This window comes from Mesorhizobium sp. WSM4935 (genome assembly GCF_029625735.1).
Classification (GTDB): Bacteria; Pseudomonadota; Alphaproteobacteria; order Rhizobiales; family Rhizobiaceae; genus Mesorhizobium.
Map to the genome: position 1 here is coordinate 1 of NZ_JARTVR010000030.1, position 23,977 is coordinate 23,977.

Here is a 23,977-nt window from a genome sequence, read left to right on the forward strand (position 1 = left end):
GATGGATGCTGAAGCGTGGTAACTCCAGTCTCCTCGGTCCGGTCCGAATGGACAACCTCTCGAAAGCTCACACCTAGTGCCGGCAGTGGCACCGCTGTTGTCCGTCGACAGGTCCCGCGCTTGCTCGGTGCGACCAACAACCTTAAGCGCTAGGGCGTAACCTGACCCTGCAAGATCTCCTCACCGACTATAAGGTGCGCCTCACGATCTGAGACGATGGGACAGGATGGCTAAGGAGGTGCGCCGTCTTGCATGCCCCGCCAGCGAGGCGAACCCTCTCGGCTACGCGCGCCACCAGCGACGCTCCATATCGTCAGGCCTGCGTCTCATGCTCAGATGAGCCGGTATTTGGCTCTCTCATCAGCAAACCGAGAGAGCCCATGCCAAGACGGAAGCAAGCAAGACGAACGAGCGTCAGAGATATCCTGCGCCTGACCCATAAACAGGGCAGTCCGGTGGGCCAAGGTGGCAGAGCAACTGAGGTTCGGCAAGACTTCGGCTTCCACCTATCTGCGGGCGCTGGAGACGGGCTGTCGTGCAGGCCCTGCATGCGGCTTTGAGGACGATGCGATGTTGAAACACCGTCTGTTGCGCCGAATCGGCCGTCGGCCAAACGTTGGGTCGTCATCAGGTTCTCGACAGCTTCCCGGTGTCAAATCCAAACCGTGGTCGGCGATCCCCACCAGGGTGGGAAGGCAGCGCTGATATAGCCGAACGTCGATCAAGTCACGATCAACGATTGCCTCATGTCACATGCCCTGCGGGACTGAAAAACGGAGAAGAACATGTGCGATGCAAAACTGAAGACCGTGCTTTCGCTTTTTTCGCCGGTGGCCAGCAAATTAGATGCTCTCTCGTCCAACGGACCAGCGACGGATGCAAACTGCGTTAAGCTAAATACGAACGAGAACCCGTTTCCGTTGCCGAAGAGCGTAATGCAAAGTGCAATTGCTGCGATCGAACACCAGTATCTTTATCCGGAAGACGACAATCTCAGCTTAAGGGCAGCTGCCTCCGATGCTTACGGATTTTCCAAAGATCAGGTGATTGCCGGCAACGGTTCGTCGGAGCTGCTCGGACTCATCTACAGAGCTTTCCTCGCCCCAGGAGATAGAGTGGCAATGCTGTCGCCCGGATTTTCGTTCAACCGTAAACTTGCCATGTTGCAGGGTGCCGAGTTTCTCGAAATCGCATCGAGCGAAGCTCATCCCCTGCCGATAGAAAAACTGCTGTCCGGCCCCGCAAAAGACGCGAAGTTCATTCTGTTGGCTAATCCGAACAATCCGACCGGAACATTCGTGCCGGTGGCCGAAATCGAACGCCTTGTGGAGCAAGCAGATCGCTTGGTCGTCTTGGATGAGGCCTACGTTGACTTCGCACCCGACAATGCCCTGCGCCTCGTCAATAGACATCCGAATCTTTTGATCTTGAGGACTTTTTCAAAGAGCTATGCTGCCGCTGGCGTGCGAGTCGGCTTCGGTTTCGGTCACCCAGAAATCATTGGCAGGCTGCGCAACATCCAGAATGTCTTCAACATGAACGTGATCGGGCAGGCGGTCGGGAAAAGCATTCTTGCGCATCGCCACGCCTACGAAGAGAACCACAGGCACATCAAGCATGAACGACAGCGAGTGACCCTGGCGCTGTTGCAACTTGGCTTTTCCGTAACACCCTCCCACGCAAACTTTTTGCTGGCCCGTGTGCCGGCGGGACAGGAGGGCTCATGCTGGCAAGCCGCGTTGAAAGAGCAGGCGATCCTCATCGCCAGCTTTCCTGACGTAGATTTGAAGAACTGTATTCGCGTCAGCATTGGCACCACAGAGCAGATGGACAAATTCCTTGCTGCCGCCGAACGCGTCTGTATGAACTTTAAGAAGGATCGCGGTGCTCACAAGCATGAAGTCGATTCACATTAAGCATCAAGTAATGATATGTCGTGAGCTATGATGATTAGCGAATAAATATAGGTAATTTGGAGAACAATTAATTGAAGAAAATTTCCGCTTCGGGCCTGACCTTCGGCATCTTCGATCATCTGGACGAAAACGGCGATGACATCGCACAACAATATGCAGATCGGCTGAGCCTAGCAGAAGCGTGCGATGGCTATGGCTTTTATGCGTATCATCTCGCCGAGCACCACTGTACGCCGCATGGCAGAGGTCCATCACCGAATTTGTTCTTAGCGAGCGTCGCCCAGCGAACCCGCAGTCTTCGTGTTGGTCCCATGGTAATGCTACTTGCGCTCTATCATCCGCTGCGTGCCTTCGAGGAGATCTGCATGCTTGATCAGTTGAGCGGCGGCAGGCTTGAACTCGGCATAGGGCGCGGCTCTGCTCCCACTGAATTGGGATACTTCGGGGTTGCTGTAGAAGCAGCACCAGAACAGTATGCGGAGGCCAGTGAGATTCTCATCAATGCGATGAAAGGCGGGACGCTTTCTTATCAGGGCCGCCACTTTGAGTTGAAAGATGTTCCGCTGACGTTGAGACCTCACCAATATCCCCGTCCGCCGACATGGATCGCCACCAATCGACCCGAGCCGGCTAGCTGGGCCGCTGCGAATGGGGCAAACATCGCCTGCGTCGGACCTTCCACTTCTGTTCGCAGCGTTACCGACGCGTTCCGCGCCGCCCGAATTCACGATGCTGACATTGGCCAGCAAGCGCCATTTCTTGGATTGCTCCGAATGGTGGTGATAGGGCGTTCTGAAACAGATGCGTATTTGCTCGCAGCACCTGCCTATGAACGATGGCTCAATAGCTTCAAATTTCTATACGAACTAAATGCCATTTCCACTCCACCAAACTTGCCTTTGAACTTCGATGCAGCAATTGAAAGTGAATTGTGCGTCGTGGGAACGGCAGATTCTGTCCGAAAAGCTCTCCTTGATCAGCTGGAAGAGGCAGGTGCTAATTATCTTCTGTGTCAACTGGCATTTGGGGATTTGCCGCTGGATGCCTCACTATACACCGCATCGGCCATTGGATCCGAAATCATGGCTCGAGTTGCCGCATCGTGAATCCGTCGTGTGATTGGAGGAGCAGCGGCAGCGCTGCTCCTCATTGCGAAACGGTTGTGGGGGCCGGACTCCTGTGTCAGGTGTAAACCATTGGAGCACGTCCTATCTGATCCAGGTCATATCCTGCGGCTTTGAAGTAGTTGGCACATTCGGCTGGGGTGAAGAGGTCGACGACCGCGCCGAGGCGTCCTGACCTTGCCCCTCTGATCTAATCCGGTTTGAAGTTCGTTCTGGCCCATCCAGAGGACCAGGACATGAAACGCAGCCGCTTCTCTGAAGAGCAGATCATCGGAATTTTGAAGAAACACGAGGCCGGGGTATCGGTTGGCGATCTGTGCCGCAAGCACGGGGTCAGCGACGCCTCGATCTACAATTGGAAGGCCCGCTTCGGCGGGATGGATGTCACCGAGGCTCGGCGACCTGAAGGCGCTGGAGGACGAGAACACGCGCCTGAAGCGGCTTTTGGCCGACGCCATGCTCGACAATGCCGCGTTGAAGGACCTTGTGGGAAAGAAATGGTGACGCCCGCCGCCAAGCGGAAAGCTGTCGCTCGCCTGAAGGAAGGCTTCGGGATGAGCGAACGGCGGGCGTGTAAAGCCATCGGCTGTTGCCGCATGACGGTTCGCTACCAGACCAGCAGGCCGGACGACCGCGAGGTTCGCGAGCGGATGAAGGCCGATCGCGCAGGAGCGTCGCCGGTTCGGCTACCGGCGTCTTCTCGTGATGCTGAGGCGGGAGGGCCTGGTCGTGAACCACAAGAAGCTGTTCCGGCTCTATCGGGAGGAGAAGCTCGCCGTCGCCGCCGTGGCGGCCGCAAGCGGGCGATCGGGACCAGGGCGCCGATGCTGGTGCCGCTGAGGCCCGACGAGCGCTGGTCGCTCGACTTCGTATCGGACCAGCTCACCGACGGGCGCCGCTTCCGCATCCTGGCCGTCGTCGACGACTGCACGAGAGAGTGCCTCGCACTCATCGTTGATACGTCTCTCTCGGGCATGCGGGTTGCCCGCGAATTGGACGGCTCATCACCGAGCGGGGCCGGCCCAGGATGATCGTCAGCGACAATGGCAGCGAGTTCACCTCGAACGCCATCCTCTCCTGGGCGGATCAGAACCGCGTCGAATGGCATTACATTGCGCCCGGCAAGCCGATGCAGAATGGCTTCATCGAGAGCTTCAACGGCCGACTGCGCGATGAACTGCTCAACGAGACGCTGTTCACCTCGCTGGCTCAGGCGCGCGTAGCCATCGCCCTGTGGCACGCCGACTACAACACCGCGCGGCCGCACTCCCCCCTGGCAGACCCCGGCCAAGTTCGCCAGCACCTTCAATCCGCGACGGTCGCTCGCGCTGCGCTATGCCAAAGGCTCCGCGCCAGCGCCCGTCGCTTCACCCGCCCAGCAGGGCACAACCCACGCCGGAAACGAACTCAAAACTGCTGGGGCAACGTCAGTCCCATAGAGCCTTGATGGTTATCTCGGCCTTTGCTCGCAGCAGCGCCTTAGGTTGGGCGAAGGCGTTCTCAATCGGATTGAAGTCGGGACTGTAGGGCGGCAGTTAGAGCAGGCTCGCCTGCGGCCTCAATCGCGCCGCGCAGGGTTCTCCAGGCGGATGTCGCCAATGTCAAATTTGCTGGCATCCATGTCGCCCTCGCCAACCGCACAAGCGAAGGCCAGAAAGCCAACATGTGTTCTGCGGCTTAATTAAGAGTCAGCCGATGTCGGCCGAACATCACCTTGTCTCGAAGTCGACGATCGGACAGCAGGTTGCGAAAGTTGGCGCGATGCGAAACAAACTGCTGAAGCGCTCAACTTTTATTGATCACGCGTGTTGGACGCGACGCACTCCCGTTCCAATCGGGCTGAGCGCAAATTCTCCCGGTTCACAAAACTGAGTCGCTGGAGTAGTGGGGGCGCAGAGAAATCTCCGGTCGCAGCCTTACCCGGTCAAAACAAGGATACCAATGATGAAGACTCTCGCCGTCTGCTCTGGCGGATTGGACTCCGTTTCCCTTGCTCACATGGTGGCAGCGGAGCACGAACTCACCGGCCTTCTATCTTTCGACTATGGCCAACGGCACAGGAAGGAATTGGGCTTCGCCGCTCTTTGCGCGCAGCGACTGAAGGTCCCGCACCAGATCATCGACATCGGCGAAATTGGCCGTGGCCTTTCCGGCTCAGCGCTGACTAGCAGTATCGACGTGCCGGACGGCCACTACGCCGAAGACACGATGAAGATTACGGTGGTGCCGAACCGCAATGCCATCATGTTGGCAATCGCCTTCGGTCTCGCCGCCGCCCACAGCGCCGAAGCGGTGGCGGCGGCCGTGCATGGTGGGGACCATTTCATCTATCCCGATTGCCGTCCGGCCTTCATTGAAGCTTTCCAGACAATGCAAGACCGCGCGCTCGACGGCTATGCGCAGATACGCCTCTATGCACCGTATGTGAATCTCGGAAAAGCTGACATTGTTGCGGATGGCGCAAGATACGGCACCCCGTTTGCTGAGACCTGGTCCTGTTACAAGGGCGGCGTGCGTCACTGCGGACGATGCGGGACCTGCGTCGAGCGGCGCGAAGCGTTCCATCTCGCCGGGCACGCTGATCCCACCGACTACGAGGACGCCGATTTCTGGCTTGAGGCGCTGCGCAGGAGGCGCGCGTAATGTTCCACATCAGCAAGGAATTCCACTTCTCGGCCTCGCATCAGCTCACCTCCTTGCCTCCCAACCATCAATGCGCGCGCCTGCACGGGCATAACTATGTCGTCGTAGTGGAGCTGTCGGCCAAGGAACTGGACGCCCACGGCTTCGTGCGCGACTATCACGATCTGGCGCCGCTCAAACGCTACATTGACGAGAGCTTCGACCATCGGCACCTCAACGACGTGCTGGGACATGAGAAGGTCACGGCGGAATGCCTGGCCAGACATTTCTATGAATGGTGCAAGGCACGTCTGCCGCAGACCGCGGCCGTGCGCGTTAGCGAAACACCGAAAACTTGGGCGGAATACCGTCCGTGACCGACATGCATCCCGCAATCCGTGTGAGCGAGATATTCGGGCCGACTATCCAGGGCGAGGGCGTGCTCATCGGCTTGCCGACGGTGTTCATCAGAACCGGCGGATGTGATTATCGCTGTTCATGGTGCGACAGCCTTCACGCGGTGGACAATCAGTATCGCCATGAATGGCTACCGATGCCGATCGATGCCGTGTGGCAAACCGTCCATGCGCTTTCCGGCGGCAGGCCGGTTATGGTCTCCTTGTCAGGCGGCAACCCGGCCATTCAGCCGTTCGGTCCCCTCATAGAACGAGGCCATCGCGAGGGCTATCGTTTTGCACTGGAAACGCAGGGTTCCGTGGTGAGGGAGTGGTTTGCGGATCTTGACGTGCTGACCCTTAGCCCAAAGCCGCCGTCCAGCGAGATGACGACCCGTTGGGCTGCGTTTGATGCATGCCTCGAAGCGGCGCAAGAGAAGCCGCAAATCGTGCTCAAGCTCGTCGTTTTCGACGAGAGTGACTATGCCTACGCCAAAGAAGTCGCGGCGAGATATCCGCACCTTCCGATCTATCTGCAACCCGGCAATCACACGCCGCCGCTCCCTGGCAGTGAAGACGCCTCTGTCGACTTGGACGGAATAATGATGCGAATGGAATGGCTTGTCGAAAGGGTGACTAGCGACAGGTGGTTCGAAGCCCGCGTGTTGCCGCAGCTGCACGTTCTGCTTTGGGGTAACAAGAGGGCGGTCTAGTCTGTGGCTTGCGTCGCACCGGAAGGCCGGGCTCCAACGGCTTGGCAGGCTCTCTTCGCGTGCCGAGTACAGCCGAGCTTTGTTCGCGTCAGCGGTCTCGCGATTGTGCGGCTGGAAACCGCCCGGACACCCCGCTGCCGGCGTGTGTCACCTTGACTCCGATGAGCTGTCGTCACGCAAAGTTGAAATCCGCAAGAACTGGCCTTCTCGCCCCACCTGCTCCGTCGCAAGCACGTCATCCCCTCATCCTTGTCCAGCTCTTATCGATGTATCTCATTGTCCGGCCTGACGCACGACTGTCAGCATGGGAATGCATCCATTGCGCAAATGCCTTCCATAAAGAAGATCGATTTCCTCATTGGCCCAACGTGAAATATAGCAACGTTTTCGTGGCGTGGGTCGGCTGCGTCGGGAGTAGCGATGAAAACGTATTGGGGTCGCCTGCGTCTCCTTGGGCAGCGAGTGTAAAGTATAGCGATGCGGCCTCCGGCGCGAACGGCAGCCGCGCAGTGATCACCTTCGCCTGTGCCTTTGCGGCGGGGGTCAAGCGCTGGTCTGCTAAAATTTTTTATCGTTTAGCTGGTTGAAACTGCCCCCGTTGCGGGCTGCAGAAGCCGGCCAGCCGAGAAACGGCAGCCGCACTTATGAAAGCACGCCAAGGCGTGCGGGCATCTATCAGTTGCAAAGGACAATACTGGCCGCGCCGATTGGCCATCACGCGTCCATTAGGGCAGCCACCAACATCAGTTCGCAAGAGGAGCAAAAGTAATATGTATCGTCGTCACCTGATCAAAGGGTTGGTTGCGCTCGGCGCATGCCGGATTTGCGTTCAAGCCGCCCAAGCGACCAGTGCCCATTGGGGGTACACCGGTCCGGTCGGACCGGAGCACTGGGCTGATCTGGATAAGGAAAATTTCGTATGCTCTGCCGGCACGCAGCAATCGCCGATCAATATCAACAGCGCGGTCAAGGCGGATATCCCGCATATCGCCATCGGCTGGCACAAGGGCGGCGGCAATATGGTGAACAACGGCCACACCATTCAAATCAATATGCCACAAGGCAGCACGCTGACCCGCGGCGATCGTGTCTACGAACTGGTACAGTTCCATTTCCATGCGCCAAGCGAACATCACGTGGCGGGCAAGAGCTTCCCGATGGAGGTGCATTTCGTTCACAAGGACACGCAAAGTGGTACTCTGGGCGTGCTGGGCGTCTTTTTAACGCCCGGCGCGACAAATGCCAGCTTTGCTGCCCTTGCTGCGGCCTTTCCCGAACTGCCGAATGGGGAGGTGACGATCGACGAGGTGAATCCCAACTGGCTTCTGCCAGCCTCGCTTGGCTATTGGACTTATGAGGGCTCACTGACGACGCCGCCGTGCACCGAAAACGTCGAGTGGATGGTGGCGATGGAACCGGTTGACGTTGATCCGGCAGACATCCAGCGATTTGCCTCACTCTACCCGTCGAACGCGCGCCCTATTCATTCACCCAATCGACGCTTCATCCTGCGCCAGAGTTGAGCGCCGCCCCAGCGGTTCCGCACGGTCCAACATTCTTGGCACAAGTTGGCGCGAAGCCTCCTCTTCCGGTCTGGCGGTCTGACGGCGCTCCCCAAGCTGGCTAGTCTAAATGATAGGGATTCGGTGCCGACACCACTCGTCCCAAATACGTCGCGGCGAGGTTTGTCTGCAACCCGGCAATCACACGCCGCCCCGCCGTGGTAATGAAGACGTCTCTGTCGAGTCCGACGGAATATGATGCGCATGGAACCGCTGGTAGAAAAGGTGACCAGCGACAGGTGGTTCGAAGCCCGCGTCTTGCCGCAGCTGCACGTTCTACTCTGGGGTAACAAGAGGGTAGTGTATACCTTCTCCTAGCTTCGCCGCCAACTACTCGGTTTTCCGAATTGCTCTCTATATTCTTGAAGACGATGCGTTCGTTAAAGACATGTGCTGCGCACCTGGTGTAAAAGCTGCTCTCATCATGCAGAGGTCAAGCCAGTCGGGCTCATCCGAGGCTATGGCCGTGAGCACTGTTCAGTTCGGCAGAGAGGGCGCTTTTGTACACACTTTGCGATCGTGGCGGCCCCGTGGGCAGATCTGCAAGCTGCCGCGACACTAACCTCTCGAAGCCCGCCCGCCCGCCTTTCGTGCAGCTTCCTCTGAACAAAACCACCGCTCGCCCTTCAATAGGTTGATGCGTGTCTCCCAGTAAGATTCCTGTCCAAGAACGTGATAATCTTCTTGCCAGTGTTGTAGCTGATGTTGCCCTTGATGCCGCAGCCTACCGCGGCGGGACCAAACTCAATGGCAAGCAGGCCGGCTAGGATCGTGCAGCCAGTCGCGAGCCTCGCCCACAACGGGGTCTCACGCGCATGAGGGCGCCGACCATGGGTTCGGCGGTTCATACGCGTATAACACGTATCTTTCTGAAAAAATCAATGCTCTCGGCTAAGCTACTGAATTATTTGGCTTCCATATAGCGCGTCGGCGGAACCAACTTGTAGACGGGCTATGAAAGGTTAAGCGCGGATGTCTATCGGCCGCCGGCGTTCCCGCTCTGTAAGCCTGCCTGAACTACCCGCGCCGCGGTCAAGCCCCAGGCTCCTGCTCATCCAGCGACCGCCCGATCAATGGCAGGCTGGAAAGACAAGAGCCGATGTCTTCCGATGGTCTCGCCATCAGCTTTGGGCTAACTTCCCCATTCTCCCGCTTCGAGCTCGACACACGGCGGTTTGGATGGCGCACGACAATCTGTGTCGGCTTTGTCGTGTCCGTGACAGACGCCTGAAAGGCCCGTTCGCGCGTTTTGCCGCCGTCTAAGCGGCTGGAATTTAATGACAAAGTTTCTTCTGGGATCGGCCGATCACGCTGGTACGCTTTTTGCGATGCTTGGTGTGAGGCGGCACGAGCTGCCTATCGGCACTTGTGTCGCGGGCAGTCGCGATAATTAGAACGAAGGAAGGAAAGCTATTATGTCAGGTCTGCGTCAGATCGCCTTTTACGGAAAAGGCGGCATCGGCAAGTCCACCACGTCCCAAAATACGCTCGCTGCCCTTGTCGACCTCGGGCAGAGAATCCTCATCGTAGGATGCGACCCCAAAGCCGATTCCACACGCTTGATCCTGAATTCGAAAGCTCAGGATACCGTCCTGGATCTCGCCGCACAGGAAGGCTCGGTGGAAGACCTCGAACTCCAGGACGTGCTCAAGGTGGGCTACAGAGGCATCAAGTGCGTGGAGTCCGGCGGCCCCGAGCCGGGTGTCGGTTGCGCCGGCCGCGGCGTCATCACCTCGATCAATTTCCTCGAGGAGAATGGCGCTTATGACGATGTCGATTATGTCTCCTATGACGTCCTCGGCGACGTGGTATGCGGCGGCTTCGCCATGCCGATCCGCGAAGGCAAGGCCCAGGAGATCTATATCGTCATGTCCGGCGAGATGATGGCGCTCTATGCCGCCAACAACATCGCCAAGGGCATCCTCAAATATGCCCATTCGGGCGGTGTGCGGCTGGGCGGGCTGATCTGCAATGAACGTCAAACCGACCGCGAACTCGATCTGGCCGAAGCACTGGCTGGCCGATTGAATTCCAAGCTCATCCACTTCGTGCCCCGCGACAACATCGTCCAACATGCCGAACTCAGGAAGATGTCGGTGATCCAGTACGCGCCGGACTCAAAGCAGGCAGGGGAATACCGCGCTCTGGCCGAGAAGATCCACGCCAATTCGGGCCAGGGTACGATCCCGACGCCGATCACCATGGAGGAGCTGGAGGAGATGCTGCTCGACTTCGGCATCATGAAGACCGACGAGCAGATGCTTGCCGAGCTTCACTCCAAGGAAGCGGCGAAGGCGGCGGCCCAGTAGTGACATTAGCGCTGCCATGAATCGGCGCGCCTTGCAGAGAACGGCGCCTATTCTTTGAGGCGTCACCCAACCTTGAAAGGGGGACTCATGAGCCGGGAATACGAGAATGACGGTGCTCTTCATGCGAAGCTTATCGAAGAGGTGCTGTCGCATTATCCCGACAAGGCGGCGAAGCGCCGCAAGAAGCACCTCAACGTCGCAAAGAGCGGCAACGAGGCTGGCGGGGAAAGCGAGGTCCTTTCCGAATGCGACGTCAAATCGAACATCAAGTCCATTCCCGGGGTGATGACGATTCGCGGCTGTGCATATGCTGGTTCGAAAGGCGTGGTGTGGGGGCCAGTCAAGGATATGGTCCATATCTCGCACGGCCCGGTCGGCTGCGGCCAATATTCTTGGTCGCAGCGCCGCAACTACTACGTCGGTACAACGGGCGTCGACACGTTCGGGACAATGCAGTTCACCTCCGATTTCCAGGAGAAGGACATCGTCTTCGGCGGCGACAAGAAGCTGGAACAGATCATTGACGAGATTGAAGTCTTGTTTCCGCTCAACAACGGCATCACCGTGCAGTCCGAATGCCCTATCGGCCTGATTGGCGATGACACCGAGGCCGTTTCTCGCAAAAAGACCAAGGAGTATGACAAGACGATCGTGCCGGTACGCTGCGAGGGCTTCCGCGGCGTCTCGCAGTCGCTTGGCCACCACATCGCCAATGATGCAATCCGGGATTGGGTCTTCGACAAAAAGGATGTCAAGTTCGAGGCCGGCCCCTACGACGTCAACGTCATCGGCGACTACAATATCGGCGGCGATGCCTGGGCCTCGCGCATACTGCTTGAGGAGATAGGGCTGCGCGTGGTTGGCAACTGGTCGGGTGACGCCACACTCGCAGAGATCGAGCGCGCCCCGAAGGCTAAGCTCAATCTTATCCACTGCTACCGGTCGATGAATTACATCTGTCGGCATATGGAGGAAAAGTATGGCGTCGCCTGGATGGAGTACAATTTCTTCGGTCCCTCCCAGATCGAAGCCTCTCTGCGCAACATAGCCAAGCATTTTGGGCCGGAAATCGAGGAGAAGACCGAAAAGGTCATTGCCAAGTACAGGCCGCTTGTTGATGCGGTCATCGCCAAGTACCTGTCGCGCCTGGAAGGAAATACCGTGATGCTCTATGTCGGCGGCCTGCGCCCCCGCCACGTCGTCACGGCCTACGAGGACCTCGGCATGGTCATCGTGGGCACCGGCTATGAATTCGCCCACAGCGACGACTATCAGCGCACCGGCCACTACGTGAAGAACGGCACGCTGATCTACGATGACGTGACCGGCTATGAGTTGGAGAAATTCATCGAAGGGATTCGCCCAAATCTGGTCGGCTCGGGAATCAAAGAAAAATACCCGGTGCAGAAGATGGGCATACCGTTCCGCCAGATGCATTCCTGGGATTATTCAGGCCCGTATCACGGCTACGACGGCTTTGCCATTTTCGCACGTGATGTGGATCTCGCCATTAACAACCCGGTCTGGGACCTATTCCACGCGCCTTGGAAAAGAAGCCGGGGCGATGAGCGGGCGATGGCTGCCGAATAAACATTTGCTTCAGCCCCAGTCTCCCACTGAGACGGTGAACTCCCGCGGCCTCTGATCCGCCGGAGCCTGGAACGTCTTGACGTCCTGAGCTGCCGTCCCGCGCAGCCAGATGCAAAAGAGGTAATCATCATGCCGCAGTCGGCTGAAAAAATTCTCGATCACGCTCCCCTGTTCCGCGAGCCGGAATACAGAAAGATGCTCGCTGAGAAGAAGCTAAACTTCGAATGTCCGCACCCCGATGAAATCGTTTCCGATCAGCGCGATTTCACCCAGACGTGGGAATACCGCGAAAAGAACCTCGCCCGCAAAGCGCTTGTCGTGAACCCGGCCAAGGCCTGCCAGCCGCTGGGTGCGGTATTCGCTGCCGCCGGCTTCGAGCGAACCATGTCCTTCGTCCACGGCAGCCAAGGTTGCGTCGCCTATTACCGCTCGCACCTGTCGCGCCATTTCAAGGAGCCTGCCGCGGCGGTCTCCTCCTCAATGACCGAGGATGCGGCGGTGTTTGGCGGCCTGAAGAACATGGTCGACGGGCTCGCCAACACCTACCAGCTCTACGACCCCAAGATGATTGCCGTGTCGACGACCTGTATGGCAGAGGTCATTGGCGACGACCTGCACAGCTTCATCCAGAACGCCAAGGACGAAGATTCAGTCCCGCGCGACTTCGACGTGCCCTTTGCCCACACCCCGGCCTTCGTTGGCAGTCATGTCGACGGCTATGACAACATGGTCAAAGGCATTTTGGAGCACTTCTGGAAAGGTCAGGAGCGTACGCAAATCGAAGGAACCATCAACATCATTCCGGGCTTCGACGGCTTCTGCGTCGGCAACAACCGGGAGCTCAAGCGCCTGCTCGATGTAATGGGCGTGTCCTATACATTGATCCAGGATGCCTCTGACCAGTTCGATACGCCTTCGGACGGTGAATACCGCATGTATGACGGGGGCACGAAGATCAACGAGGTGAAGAAGGCCCTCAACGCCGAGGCAACGCTTTCGCTGCAGCATCACAACACCCGAAAGACACTGGGCTATTGCGAGGAGGTCGGGCAGGCGACGGCCTCGTTCCACTATCCGCTCGGCGTTCAGGCGACGGACGAATTCCTGATGGAGGTCGCGGCGATTTCCGGCAAGGAGATTCCCGAGGCAATTCGCCTCGAGCGCGGCCGACTGGTAGACGCCATGGCGGACAGCCAATCCTGGCTGCATGGTAAGAAATACGCCATCTACGGTGATCCCGACTTCGTTCACGCAATGGCCCGCTTTGTCATGGAGACCGGCGGCGAGCCAACCCATTGCCTCGCCACCAATGGCACCTCGGCATGGGAAGCCGATTTGAAGAAGCTGCTAGCATCCTCGCCTTTCGGCAAGGCTGCCCAGGTTTGGGCGGGCAAGGACCTGTGGGCGCTGCGCTCGCTGCTCTTTACCGAGCCGGTGGACCTTTTGATCGGCAATTCCTACGGCAAGTACCTGGAGCGCGACACCGGAACGCCGCTGATCCGGCTGATGTTTCCGATCTTCGATCGGCACCATCATCACCGCTTTGCGCTCTTTGGCTACCAGGGCGCGTTGCGCGTGCTGACGACGATCCTCGACAAGATCTTCGACAAACTCGATCGCGAGACGAGCGAGACGGGTGTGACGGATTATTCCTATGACCTCACGCGCTAAGAGCCGTGGCCGGCTTTTCGCCGAGGCCATTCCTTGCCCAATGGACTGGGGAGGCTGAGCGATGTCCTCCCTCAGCGCCAAAATCAAGGACGCCTTCGATGAGCCCGCCTGCGATAAGAACCGTGGCAAAGATGCCAAGGCGCGCAAGGAGGGCTGCTCGAAGTCGCTGACACCAGGGGCGGCAGCCGGCGGCTGCGCCTTTGACGGAGCCAAGATCGTCCTGCAGCCGATCACCGACGTTGCGCATCTGGTCCATGCGCCGCTCGCCTGCGAGGGCAATTCTTGGGACAACCGTGGTGCGGTTTCGTCAGGGCCGACCTTGTGGCGGACAAGCTTCACGACCGACCTCACCGAACTCGACCTGGTGATGGGGCAGGGCGAGCGGAAACTCTTCAAGGCGATCCGCGAGATCAAGCACACATACGCGCCGCCGGCGATCTTCGTCTACTCAACTTGCGTAACGGCGCTGATCGGTGACGACATCGAGGCCGTGTGCAAACGCGCCACGGAAAAGTTCGGTTTGGCCGTGGTGCCGATCAATGCGCCTGGCCTGGCAGGCTCCAAGAACCTCGGCAACAAGCTCGCCGCCGAGGCGTTGCTCGATCATGTCATCGGCACGGTCGAACCCGACGACCCCGGGCCCTACGACATCAACATCCTTGGCGAATTCAACCTCTCGGGCGAATTCTGGCTTGTAAAGCCGCTCCTCGATCGGCTCGGCATCCGGGTGCGCGCCTGCATTCCCGGCGATGCGCGTTACCGCGACATTGCTTCCGCGCACCGCGCCCGGGCGGCAATGATCGTGTGCTCGACCGCGCTGATCAGTCTTGCCCGCAAGATGGAGGAGCGCTGGGACATCCCGTTCTTCGAGGGCTCCTTCTATGGCATCTCCGACACATCGCAAGCTCTTCGCAACCTTGTCAGGCTGCTGGTGAGGAAGGGCGCCGATCCGGAGATCCTCGAGCGCACGGAGACGCTGATCGCGCAGCAGGAGGCGATCGCGTGGAAGAAACTCGAATCCTACCGGCAAAGGCTCCAAGGCAAGCGCGTGCTGCTCAACACAGGCGGTGTGAAGTCCTGGTCGGTTGTCCGTGCGCTGATGGAGATCGGAATCGAGATCGTCGGCACCTCGGTCAAGAAATCTACGGTGCAGGACAAGGAGCGCATCAAACAAGTTCTCAAGCACGACAAGCATATGTTCGAATACATGGCTGCGCGCGAGCTGTACGCCATGCTCTCTGAACACAGGGCCGATATCATGCTGTCGGGCGGTCGCACGCAATTCATTGCGCTCAAGGCCAAGACGCCCTGGCTCGATATCAACCAGGAGCGCCAGCACCCTTATGCCGGCTATGCCGGCATGGTGGAACTCGTACGCCAGATCGACCTCGCCATTCACAATCCGGTCTGGTCTCAGGTGCGCCAGCCGGCCCCGTGGGATTGCCAGCCTGATCTAAAAGACGAACTGCCATGCACGAAGAAGGAGTCCGGGCACCTGTTCGATGAATTCGCCGGCGCGACGGCACACGAGTTCAGCGAGTGTTGAGGCGACCGATGGCCCGCATCCTTCCCCAGACCAAATCCGCGGCGGTGAACCCGCTGAAGTCGTCGCAGCCGCTGGGTGCCGCCTTTGCCTTTCTTGGGGTCGACGGCGCGATGCCGCTGTTCCACGGCAGCCAGGGATGCACAAGCTTCGCGCTCGTGCTCTTCGTACGGCACTTCAAAGAAACGATTCCATTGCAGACAACAGCGATGGATGAGGTGGCGACCATCCTCGGCGCTGCCGACCATCTTGAAGAAGCCATCCTCAACCTCAAGAACCGCACGAAGCCAAAGCTGATCGGGGTGTGCACGACCGCGCTGGTGGAGACGCGTGGCGAAGATTGCGCGAGTGATATTGCGAACATCAAGCTGAAGCACACGCAAGAGCTTGCGGGTACGGAGGTCGTGCTGGCCAACACGCCGGATTTTGACGGCGCGATCGAAGAGGGCTGGGCCAAGGCAGTCACCGCAATGATCAAAGGGATTACAGGCTCGGGCGAACGTGCGCGGCAGCCGAAGAAGATCGCGATCCTGCCCGGATGCAACCTCACTGTCGCCGACATCGAGCATATGCGTGACATGGTTGAAAGCTTTGGGCTCAAGCCGGTTATTCTGCCCGACATTTCAGGCTCGCTCGACGGTACGGTTCCTGACCGCTGGGTAGCGACCACATACGGCGGCACCAGCGTCGAAGACATTCGCGAGTTGGGCACGGCCATGCAATGCATCGCCATCGGTGAGCACATGCGCCGCCCGGCGAAAGCGCTGCACGGGTTGACCGGCGTGCCTTACGTGTTGTTCCAGTCACTGACTGGGCTGCAGGACACGGACCGCTTCGTGTCGCTGCTGTCTGCGATTTCGGGCGCGGCGGTACCGGCCCGCGTGCGCCGGCGCCGGGCGCAATTGCAGGACGCGATGCTCGACGGACATTTCCATTTCGGCGGCAAGAAAATTGCCATCGCTGCCGAACCAGACCAGCTGTTCCAACTTGCGACCTTCTTTGCTGGCCTCGGCTCCGAGATAGCCGCGGCCGTCACAACGACCGACAGGTCTAAAATTCTCGAGAAAGTCCCGGCGGTTTCGGTTCAGATCGGCGATCTCGGCGATCTGGAAAGTCTTGCCGTCGGTGCTGACCTGCTTGTCACGCATTCGCACGGGCGCCAAGCATCGGAGCGGCTCCGAATTCCGCTCATGCGCATCGGGTTCCCGGTCTTCGATCGACTAGGCAGCCAGCACAAGCTCGCAATTCTCTATCAGGGCACCCGCGACATGATCTTCGAGGTCGCCAGCATCTTCCAGGCCAACCAACACGCGCCCACTCCTGAGGCGCTTGATCCACTCCGTAATCGAGAAATATCACGATGAACGCTGTTCGCCGCCTCTCGCTGGTCAGTAGTGAGGTTTTCGCCCCGATGCCTGAACGACGTAAGGGCGCATTGCGCGTTGCGATCGCCACTCAGGACATGCAGGACCTCAACGCCCATTTCGGGTCGGCCAGGCGCTTTGCTGTCTACGACGTGACGCGCGAGGAATGGAATCTCGTAGAAGCCGTGGCCTTCGATGACGTGTCCGATGAAAGCGGGGAGCATCGGGCCGAGCGCGATGATCGCATCACGCCAAAGGTGGATGCGCTCAAGGGCTGTCAGATCCTGTTTTGTCTGGCAATTGGCGGCCCTTCGGCAGCCAAGCTTGTCGCGGCAAAAATCCACCCGATCAAAGTGGCGGAGCCCCAATCGATCCCACAGGTGCTCTTGCGCACGCAGATGATGCTCAGGACGTGTCCTCCGCCTTGGCTGCGCAAGGTGCTGGCGCGAGCGGGCATTGCCGAAAAGAAACCGTCCTTCGAGGACGAGGACTGAAAAGAGGAGGACGCCAATGCCTGACCCCGCAATCCCCCCAGCTGTCGCCGAAGACGAGGCGGCTCTTTGCACCCCGTTCGTCAAATGCCTCGTGCGGCTGATCCGTTCTCAGGATTCCTATGGCTCGTGGGAACGCAAAGCGGACGCTGAGCTGCTGGGCGACTTCATCATTACCAAGGAACAGCGCCGAGGGATCCCAATCATCGGAGATCCCGATCCCGACGTGCTGTGGAGGCTCGACAAGTACTACGCCGCCATCGGGCTTGCGATCGAGGAGCGCTGCGGCCTTATGGCATCGCCGATGATCCAGGTGAGCCATGAGGGTTTTGGTCGGGTGCTTTTCACGACCGGACGGCTGGTCGTTTTGTCCAAAACGCTGCGCGATGTCCACCGGTTTGGCTTCGAGACGCTCCTGAAGCTCGCCACGGCCGGTACGAAGCTGGTCGACGATGCGATTTCAGTCATCGAAACCTTTCCCCACGTGGCGCTGGCATGATGGGCGCGATTTTCGAGAAAGGCCATCATGACGGACCCGAGAAACTATGTTGGCCAGTCCCCTCGATCCAGGGACTCGAGGCCGACCAGGTTGTTGGGGTATCGCCGATGAAGAAGCCGCTGGTCCTGATCTGCTCGCAAGATGCCGAGTTCTATCTGCTCTACAGCCACATACTGGAGGTTGACGGTTTCAGCAGTGAGACGGCAGACGGCGCGAAGGCTGCGCTGGCCTTGGCCGAACAACGGGAGCTTCAGGCCGTAGTGCTGGATTGCGACCCAGCCAGCATAAACGGGTCCGCAATTTGCGCCCACCTCAAGCGGGAACCGCGCACCACCGACCTGCCTATCATCGCCCTGATCGCGCCTGGCGCCGAGCACCAGCACCTCGATCTCTTGAAGGCAGGCGTTGAGAGCTTTGTGCGGCCGGTGGCTCCGGCCAAGCTGCTCGACTGCCTGCGGGCGAGGCTCGGGCTGACCAAGCGTGGTCCGAACGGGGTTGAAAACGACAGTTGGATTTGTTGTGGAGGCCTGGAGATGAAGCTCGATGCCCATCGGGTTCGCGGTAATGGCCACGACATCCATCTCGGACGGATCGATTTCAACGTGCTGCGGCTTATGATTGAGGCCCCCGGCAAGGTCTTCAGCCGGGACGAGCTTATCGGGGCGGCCTGGCTGCCCAACATTCATGTCGGTGCACGCACCGTCGATGTCCATATCAGCCGAATCAGGAGGGCGCTGAAAACGGCCTTGCCCGGCAGCGTCATTCGCACCGTCAGGTCGGCCGGCTACTCGCTCGAGAAGCCGGACGACTGAAATCGGTGATCGAACGTGGTGCCGCTCTCTCTTCCTCCTGAGAGCGGTGTTGCCGCTTTGAGGCGCTCCTAACGAAGACCAGGAGAAGCAGGCAAATGGAATTTAAAAGCATATTCAGTGTGACGGGTGCTGATCATTCTGATGAGGACCTCACAACAGCTGCCGGACTGTGTGCCGAGGTCGGCGCGCACCTATCGGTACTCATTATACCGCCTCCATTGCTCTTGATGTCGTCTCCGCCCCCCGAATGGAATACAGGACGTGCACAGGCAATTGCAGTACCGAACTATCGATTTCAGCAAATCGAGAAATTTTCACAGGACGTGACCAGAATGGAAAGACGGTCCGCGGATATCCTCAAAAGGCTGAAAGCTATGTCGCTTTCCTGTGACGTTGACACCGACTATTGCGATCCGGCTAGCCTCGGTGAAGTGGCACGACAGCGGGCGCTCTGCGCTGACCTGACGATCGTTGGAGGAGACCTCCTCAACGATGAGACTCTCGGACCTCCTGTTGTCAACGGCTGCTTGTTCGATAGCGGAAAGCCGGTGCTCATCGTGCCGAAGGGCGTTAAGGCGACGCTGTCGCCTCGACGCGTGCTGGTCGGCTGGGATTCGCGTGTAGAGGCCTCGCGTGCGGTTCGGGAAGCTCTTAGTATCCTATCCGCTGCCAAGGAAGTCTGTGTCGCTATGGTCGATCCAAAGGCGCAAAACAACGGGAAAGGCGCGCAGTCTGGAGCTGACATCGCTGCCTATCTTACTCGGCACGGTGCTCGGGTCTCCGTTGACCTGCTTAAGAGCGCCGGCAAATCGGCGGGCACAGTGCTGACCCAGCACGCGAACGACATCTGTGCTGACATGATGGTTATGGGTGCTTATGGCAGCCGTGGGCTGCGTGAGCGGATTTTCGGCGGTCCGCCGAGCTGGAGCTTTGGGAAGACCACATTGCCGCTGTTTTTGGCTCGCTGATCAGCTCCGTAGGAACACCGATCAGGTCGTAGGACCGCCAACCAGTCCGAAGTCGTCGTCGGTTACCGGTCGGATTGCGGAGACATGGCTGGATCCGCGAACATCTTGCGACGCTTGTCAGAGCCAAACCGGACGCCTCGACTGCTTCACGACGCTCTCGTGAACCAACTCGTGCGAGATCGTCCGCAACGGGCAGTAAAGACGAACGGCTGCAGCAGACCGCAGCCAAGCCACAGGGCGGGTGTACCAGGAGACCCCGCCTCGTGCGCGAACCCTGTTGGAAGGCCCCTTATCAGTACCCGGACGCGCGTCAAATCGGCGGCTGTCCCTGTCAGCCTGCGGTGTGCAAGGGCCGCTGCCGCGGAGCTTCCCCTGCCCGATCGTCGGGCGTGCGACAATGTCGGATTCCAGACGAGCTGGAACTGCGCGAACTCGTTGGTTTGACAGGTCTTTATCCGGCACGCCGCATGCATGGGAGTCTCCGAAAGCATTAAGAGCCGTTATCCATGGTTACGCCCCTCGAAAGAAAGAGCCGCTTCCGTCGTGGCAGGGAAACAGCCACTCCTGGGGTGGAGGCCGGCGCTAGAAGCCGCCGTAAGATCCGGAAGAGCCGCGCGACAGCATCACACACTTTCCTTCTGCTCTTGGGTTCGGATCACGCCGCGCCGCTGTCGATGCCGCCGACATTGAGCCCAAGACCTGGAAGGCGGCACACGCTTTTGCTGTCCTCTCAGTCGGGACCGCGGCTCAAGCATGCCTGTGAGGTTCGCATTGCTCAATGCCCGGCAATCGACGTCAACATGCCGCTGAGTTGGAAAACACTCCTAGAGGAGTAAGGATAAGTGGACCTCTTTTGTATTGGTGTGGGTGCTGGACCATCTAATTTGAGCCTTGCGTGTCAGATACAGGAAGAGATTGCGCAAGGGGCACTGTTCCTGGACCGGGAGGTCGATTTCCGAGGACATCCAGGCAGCGCTTTCGATTGCGCGGAGCTCCAGGTCGGCCACTTCCAGGATCTGGTTACTCTGGTCAATCCGCGATCAGCCTACACATTCGTAAACTACCTCCACGAGAACGGGCGTCTTTACAATTTCCTCAATGCGCAATTTCACGGGGTGCTTAGAGCCGAGTTCGCCCAATATCTCAACTGGGCGTTCCAGAAGAATCCGCTTGTCCGTGGCGGCGAGGCCGTTCGCGAAATCCGCTTTGACGGCGAGTTTCGCGTGCGGACGGACAACGCGGTCCTTGATGCAAGAAACCTCGTCATCGACATAGGCAAGCAGGCGCAAATTCCGCCTCAGTTTCATGGCTGGACTGGACCCAACCTGTTCCACTCATCTGAGTTGGCCCACATCAATCCTGAGGTGCAAAAAAAGCATGTCTGCGTTGTTGGCGGCGGACAGTCGGGAGCCGAGCTGCTACTGCACCTTGTCGGCCGGCCGAAAGAACGGCGGCCCGCGGCGATCACATGGGTCTTGACGCGCGAGATGCCTTTCGACGACCACGCGTTCACAAACGGGCTGTTCACGCCATGCTTCTCGGATCGTTTTGCTGCGATGAGCGAGGTGCATCGACAGCTGTTCCTGCGGCGTTTCGCGCTTGCCTCCGAGGGCATTTCAGAAAGCAAGTTGCGCGCGGTCTATCAGGCGCTCTACCACCACGCCTTTCTCGAGCCACACCAATGCGAGATCACATTGCGGCCAAGTTGCAACGTGTCGCGCTGCATCAATGCCGGAGCAGGGCACAGGCTCACGCTGCAACGCGGCTTGGACAACATCGGAGAAGTAACCGCCGATATCGTCATCCTGGCCACCGGGTACGAGAAACCGCTGCCGGGTTTCCTAGAACCGATCGCAGATCGCCTCGAACAGATCGGCAATGAGCTCGCCATCGGCGAGGATTTTTCGGTGTACTGGGACGGACCGCGAGACCGACGCCTTTTCGTTCAGAACGCCTGCCTTGGACAGCGCGGGCTGGCTGATCCGAACTTTGGGCTGCTGGCCTGGCGAGCGCGCCGCATCCTTGACAGCCTTCTGCGGCGCGCGCCATGCGCCAATCCCGAGCATCTAGGGTTCATCAACCGTCCCTTGACGGAGTGCTGGCCCGACCTCGGAGTCGAACAAATGGGCAGCGGGATATGATTCGTCGATATTGATGATCGGCGGTGGCATTCAGGAAAGATTTCCGCCTCTGGCGGCAAAAGCGGGACGAGCAATATTCCTACGGCGTCAGATCGCTCTGCTCGCGCTTGAGCAAGGTAGCGTCGCGCGACTCCTGCTTGGCGTGAAACAGCAAAGGGCATTCAATCACGATGCAGCTTTACGTGCTGTCGGGCTCAACGCCACGTGGATCGAGCCCAACGCCGCCGTTGGCAACCGCGACGCGAATTATGACGCCGGGCCACATGCGGCGGTGGCTGCAAGGGTACCGAGCCTCTCCCGCACTTTCGACCCCATCGCCGAAGTGCGACTACTCCAGGACGCCGAAGCCGGTCTTATCGCCAGCGGGCCAGCCAAACTCTCACCTTCCTAAACGGCAGCCGCTAAGGTGAGCCGTCGAAAGCCGACATTCAGGTTAACGTCAGCTGGCCGTGTTAGGGCTCGCTTATTCAAGGCGGTACCGGCGCTTGCCGAAGCTAAGAAGGGTTGGCATGCCCTTTGCCGTGCTTGATGTGCGGCAACACGGTGAGAGCTCCGCTGAAGCAAGCGAGAGGGAGCAATGCCCTCGAGACCGTGTCCGATTTTGACTGGAAAATATTCCGCGACAAAAGAGACGAAAGGTGTGGAATGACTTTGGACACCAAGATGGAACTGCGTATGGGGTCCCCGGCTCCTGCGCTGAAAGTGGAGAACTGGCTGCGTGGCGAGCCCCTCACGAGCCTTCGGCCCGGCAAGGTCTACCTCGTTGAATTTTGGGCGACTTGGTGCCGACCATGTGTCCACGCCATGCCCCATTTGATCGAACTGCAGGAGAAATATAAAGACAGCGGATTTGAGATTATCGGAGTCGCAGCTTGCGAAAAGGCTGCAACCGCGGACGAAGCGCGGACCAACGTGGATGCCTGGCTGACCGAGAAGTTCCCGAATCTGAATTATCGGACAGCGTTCGATTGCACTGGCGAAATGAAAAAGCTCTGGCTGGAACCCAGCTCTTCGTTCGGGATTCCCACCTCGTTCGTGGTCGACCGCGACGGCCACATCGCTTATATCGGCCACCCGGCACCTCTCGATGACGTTTTGCCGAAAGTCCTTAACGGCAGCTGGCGCAGCAGCTATGAAGCGAAAGCCGTCGATGCAAAGCGAATCTCGCGTGTGCGCGAATCGTCGCTGAGTCAGCCGATATACGCCAAACTTGGGCCGGCGATGCAGGACGAGGATTGGGCAGCGGCACTATTGGCCATCGAAGAAGGCCTCGCCGTGATGCCAGACTCTTTTGATTTTCGGCGGGTTCATGCGGATATTCTGCTTCACAAGCTGCGCGACATCAAAACCGGCTTGCCGCTTATGCGCGAATTGGTCGAGGACGCGATCAACAAAAAGTTCGAAGCGATGTCTTGGGTGGTGATGGCGCTGAACCAACTCTTCCATCCCACGATCGACAACTCCCATCTTCCGCATGATGATCGCTTTGCGATGGGCAAGGAGCTCTCCGAACAGATCCTGGAACTTAATCCTCCGCAAGGCGATGGAGACTTTAAATTCGGGTGTTACTTTCCGGTCGCTCAGTATTATTACGAGAGCGGCAACAAGGACCGGGCGATCGAGTTGATCGAGGTGGCAATCAAATCGCTGGACCATTCGGAGCCAGTGCCGGACCAAACCAAACAGCGCTACCTCACCTCGTTGCTCCAAGCCCTGGCCAACTACACGGGTGAGCCTGCCTGTCACGCGGGTCTCTGTGTGGCTCCGCAAAACAAGACTTCCGAAACTCAAAACGCTGTCACTTCCTGAGCAAGGATCGCGAAGGGCATGACAATTGGAATTGAACACCGGCAAATCCGCCCGCCCAGGCGCACTTCGCAGCAATAACGTCGATGCCGCAAAAGTGCGCGGCTTGCGGCAGGTGGAATTTCCATTGCGTTTACCTCGGGTCGAACCGCGGCGCAGGCGTTCGCGCCGCGGTGAAAGGTCTCGCATTGGTGGACGTGCTCGAGGTCGGCCACGGGACACTGTTGCGTGGGATCGGCTCGCCCAAGCCATTCCCCGCCCACGCAAGCGCCCGAACCACACATCGCAGAAAAAGAGATCGTCCTTCAAGAGGAGTACTGAAATTGGGGAAAAGCGAAATTCCTCATGAACCGGTTGGCCCTGCTGTCCACGGGGACGACGAGGCCCTTGCTTCCCCGTTCGTCAAATGCCTCCTGCGGCTCATTCGTACTCAGGATTCCTTCGGCTTATG

At 58.8% G+C, this 23,977-nt stretch carries 18 protein-coding genes and 3 pseudogenes; 20 read left to right on the plus strand and 1 reads right to left on the minus strand.

The annotated features are described in order from the left end of the window. Window positions 1–785 precede the first annotated feature (785 nt). The 3 genes and pseudogenes from hisC (at window position 786) to P9273_RS31570 (ending at window position 4,479) form a co-directional block, all read left to right on the plus strand. Window positions 786–1,916 (plus strand): histidinol-phosphate transaminase, encoded by a 1,131-nt coding sequence (gene hisC, locus P9273_RS31560; protein ID WP_063169376.1) that lies wholly within the window; start codon window positions 786–788, stop codon window positions 1,914–1,916. A 71-nt stretch (window positions 1,917–1,987) separates the two neighbouring features. Next, window positions 1,988–3,022, plus strand: coding sequence for an LLM class flavin-dependent oxidoreductase (locus P9273_RS31565; protein WP_063169375.1), 1,035 nt, complete (start codon window positions 1,988–1,990; stop codon window positions 3,020–3,022). A gap of 254 nt (window positions 3,023–3,276) precedes the next feature. Further along, window positions 3,277–4,479, plus strand: a pseudogene (locus tag P9273_RS31570) (IS3 family transposase). Here P9273_RS31570 and P9273_RS31575 read toward each other — a convergent pair. Then, window positions 4,474–4,615: pseudogene (locus P9273_RS31575) on the minus strand (IS630 family transposase); the annotation flags it as partial. The pseudogenes P9273_RS31570 and P9273_RS31575 overlap by 6 nt on opposite strands. 369 nt (window positions 4,616–4,984) lie before the next feature. On the opposite strand from P9273_RS31575, the gene queC reads away from it, so the two are divergent. The 17 genes and pseudogenes from queC to P9273_RS31660 all read left to right on the plus strand — a co-directional run bounded on the left by queC (window position 4,985) and on the right by P9273_RS31660 (window position 23,529). Beyond that, window positions 4,985–5,683 (plus strand): 7-cyano-7-deazaguanine synthase QueC, encoded by a 699-nt coding sequence (queC, locus tag P9273_RS31580; protein ID WP_063170389.1) that lies wholly within the window; start codon window positions 4,985–4,987, stop codon window positions 5,681–5,683. Then, window positions 5,683–6,039: a 6-carboxytetrahydropterin synthase QueD gene (queD, locus tag P9273_RS31585; RefSeq protein ID WP_063169374.1), complete on the plus strand. Its 357-nt coding sequence runs from the start codon at window positions 5,683–5,685 to the stop codon at window positions 6,037–6,039. Before queC ends, queD begins: the two co-directional genes overlap by 1 nt. Window positions 6,040–6,044: 5 nt before the next feature. Continuing rightward, window positions 6,045–6,770, plus strand: coding sequence for a 7-carboxy-7-deazaguanine synthase QueE (gene queE / locus P9273_RS31590; protein WP_164548811.1), 726 nt, complete (start codon window positions 6,045–6,047; stop codon window positions 6,768–6,770). Between the two features lie 770 nt (window positions 6,771–7,540). Continuing rightward, window positions 7,541–8,293, plus strand: coding sequence for a carbonic anhydrase (locus P9273_RS31595; protein WP_063169372.1), 753 nt, complete (start codon window positions 7,541–7,543; stop codon window positions 8,291–8,293). Window positions 8,294–8,453: 160 nt separating this feature from the next. After that, window positions 8,454–8,650 (plus strand): annotated as a pseudogene (locus tag P9273_RS31600) (7-carboxy-7-deazaguanine synthase QueE); the annotation flags it as partial. Between the two features lie 1,097 nt (window positions 8,651–9,747). Continuing rightward, the gene (nifH, locus tag P9273_RS31605; RefSeq protein WP_024505261.1) at window positions 9,748–10,641 is read left to right on the plus strand and encodes a nitrogenase iron protein; all 894 of its coding nucleotides are present in this window, start codon (window positions 9,748–9,750) and stop codon (window positions 10,639–10,641) included. An 87-nt stretch (window positions 10,642–10,728) separates the two neighbouring features. Continuing rightward, a complete protein-coding gene (gene nifD, locus P9273_RS31610) occupies window positions 10,729–12,231 on the plus strand; it encodes a nitrogenase molybdenum-iron protein alpha chain (protein WP_024505262.1) in 1,503 nt (500 codons plus the stop codon). 129 nt (window positions 12,232–12,360) lie between these two features. Further along, the gene (gene nifK, locus P9273_RS31615) at window positions 12,361–13,902 is read left to right on the plus strand and encodes a nitrogenase molybdenum-iron protein subunit beta (RefSeq protein WP_024505263.1); all 1,542 of its coding nucleotides are present in this window, start codon (window positions 12,361–12,363) and stop codon (window positions 13,900–13,902) included. Between the two features lie 61 nt (window positions 13,903–13,963). Beyond that, entirely contained in the window at window positions 13,964–15,448 is a 1,485-nt protein-coding gene (gene nifE, locus P9273_RS31620; protein WP_024505264.1) for a nitrogenase iron-molybdenum cofactor biosynthesis protein NifE, read from the plus strand. 8 nt (window positions 15,449–15,456) lie between these two features. Then, window positions 15,457–16,809, plus strand: coding sequence for a nitrogenase iron-molybdenum cofactor biosynthesis protein NifN (nifN, locus tag P9273_RS31625; protein WP_024505265.1), 1,353 nt, complete (start codon window positions 15,457–15,459; stop codon window positions 16,807–16,809). After that, a complete protein-coding gene (gene nifX, locus P9273_RS31630) occupies window positions 16,806–17,303 on the plus strand; it encodes a nitrogen fixation protein NifX (protein ID WP_063169371.1) in 498 nt (165 codons plus the stop codon). The genes nifN and nifX overlap by 4 nt, the downstream gene beginning before the upstream one ends. A 16-nt stretch (window positions 17,304–17,319) precedes the next feature. Next, on the plus strand, window positions 17,320–17,799 hold the full coding sequence (locus P9273_RS31635; RefSeq protein ID WP_024505267.1) for a NifX-associated nitrogen fixation protein: 480 nt from the start codon (window positions 17,320–17,322) through the stop codon (window positions 17,797–17,799). A gap of 107 nt (window positions 17,800–17,906) precedes the next feature. Continuing rightward, entirely contained in the window at window positions 17,907–18,611 is a 705-nt protein-coding gene (locus tag P9273_RS31640; protein ID WP_224571202.1) for a response regulator transcription factor, read from the plus strand. Window positions 18,612–18,706: 95 nt separating this feature from the next. Then, window positions 18,707–19,579, plus strand: coding sequence for a universal stress protein (locus P9273_RS31645; RefSeq protein WP_063169369.1), 873 nt, complete (start codon window positions 18,707–18,709; stop codon window positions 19,577–19,579). 842 nt (window positions 19,580–20,421) lie between these two features. Next, complete coding sequence (locus tag P9273_RS31650; protein ID WP_063169368.1) at window positions 20,422–21,720, plus strand: lysine N(6)-hydroxylase/L-ornithine N(5)-oxygenase family protein; 1,299 nt, start codon at window positions 20,422–20,424, stop codon at window positions 21,718–21,720. 13 nt (window positions 21,721–21,733) lie between these two features. Further along, window positions 21,734–22,111 carry a hypothetical protein gene (locus P9273_RS31655; RefSeq protein WP_024505270.1) on the plus strand — a complete coding sequence of 126 codons (378 nt, stop codon included), beginning with the start codon at window positions 21,734–21,736 and terminating at the stop codon, window positions 22,109–22,111. Window positions 22,112–22,383: 272 nt separating this feature from the next. Beyond that, window positions 22,384–23,529: a TlpA family protein disulfide reductase gene (locus P9273_RS31660; RefSeq protein WP_063170388.1), complete on the plus strand. Its 1,146-nt coding sequence runs from the start codon at window positions 22,384–22,386 to the stop codon at window positions 23,527–23,529. Window positions 23,530–23,977: the final 448 nt, after the last annotated feature.

Coding starts and splice junctions, on each gene's coding strand:
- P9273_RS31635 (WP_024505267.1), top strand. CDS start 17,320: ATGCCTGACCCCGCAATCCCCCCAGCTGTCGCCGAAGACGAGGCGGCT.
- P9273_RS31645 (WP_063169369.1), top strand. CDS start 18,707: ATGGAATTTAAAAGCATATTCAGTGTGACGGGTGCTGATCATTCTGAT.
- nifN (WP_024505265.1), top strand. CDS start 15,457: ATGGCCCGCATCCTTCCCCAGACCAAATCCGCGGCGGTGAACCCGCTG.
- P9273_RS31660 (WP_063170388.1), top strand. CDS start 22,384: ATGGAACTGCGTATGGGGTCCCCGGCTCCTGCGCTGAAAGTGGAGAAC.
- queD (WP_063169374.1), top strand. CDS start 5,683: ATGTTCCACATCAGCAAGGAATTCCACTTCTCGGCCTCGCATCAGCTC.
- queE (WP_164548811.1), top strand. CDS start 6,045: ATGCATCCCGCAATCCGTGTGAGCGAGATATTCGGGCCGACTATCCAG.
- P9273_RS31640 (WP_224571202.1), top strand. CDS start 17,907: ATGAAGAAGCCGCTGGTCCTGATCTGCTCGCAAGATGCCGAGTTCTAT.
- nifK (WP_024505263.1), top strand. CDS start 12,361: ATGCCGCAGTCGGCTGAAAAAATTCTCGATCACGCTCCCCTGTTCCGC.
- P9273_RS31595 (WP_063169372.1), top strand. CDS start 7,541: ATGTATCGTCGTCACCTGATCAAAGGGTTGGTTGCGCTCGGCGCATGC.
- nifX (WP_063169371.1), top strand. CDS start 16,806: ATGAACGCTGTTCGCCGCCTCTCGCTGGTCAGTAGTGAGGTTTTCGCC.
- nifE (WP_024505264.1), top strand. CDS start 13,964: ATGTCCTCCCTCAGCGCCAAAATCAAGGACGCCTTCGATGAGCCCGCC.
- nifD (WP_024505262.1), top strand. CDS start 10,729: ATGAGCCGGGAATACGAGAATGACGGTGCTCTTCATGCGAAGCTTATC.
- P9273_RS31655 (WP_024505270.1), top strand. CDS start 21,734: ATGATCGGCGGTGGCATTCAGGAAAGATTTCCGCCTCTGGCGGCAAAA.
- queC (WP_063170389.1), top strand. CDS start 4,985: ATGAAGACTCTCGCCGTCTGCTCTGGCGGATTGGACTCCGTTTCCCTT.
- nifH (WP_024505261.1), top strand. CDS start 9,748: ATGTCAGGTCTGCGTCAGATCGCCTTTTACGGAAAAGGCGGCATCGGC.
- hisC (WP_063169376.1), top strand. CDS start 786: ATGTGCGATGCAAAACTGAAGACCGTGCTTTCGCTTTTTTCGCCGGTG.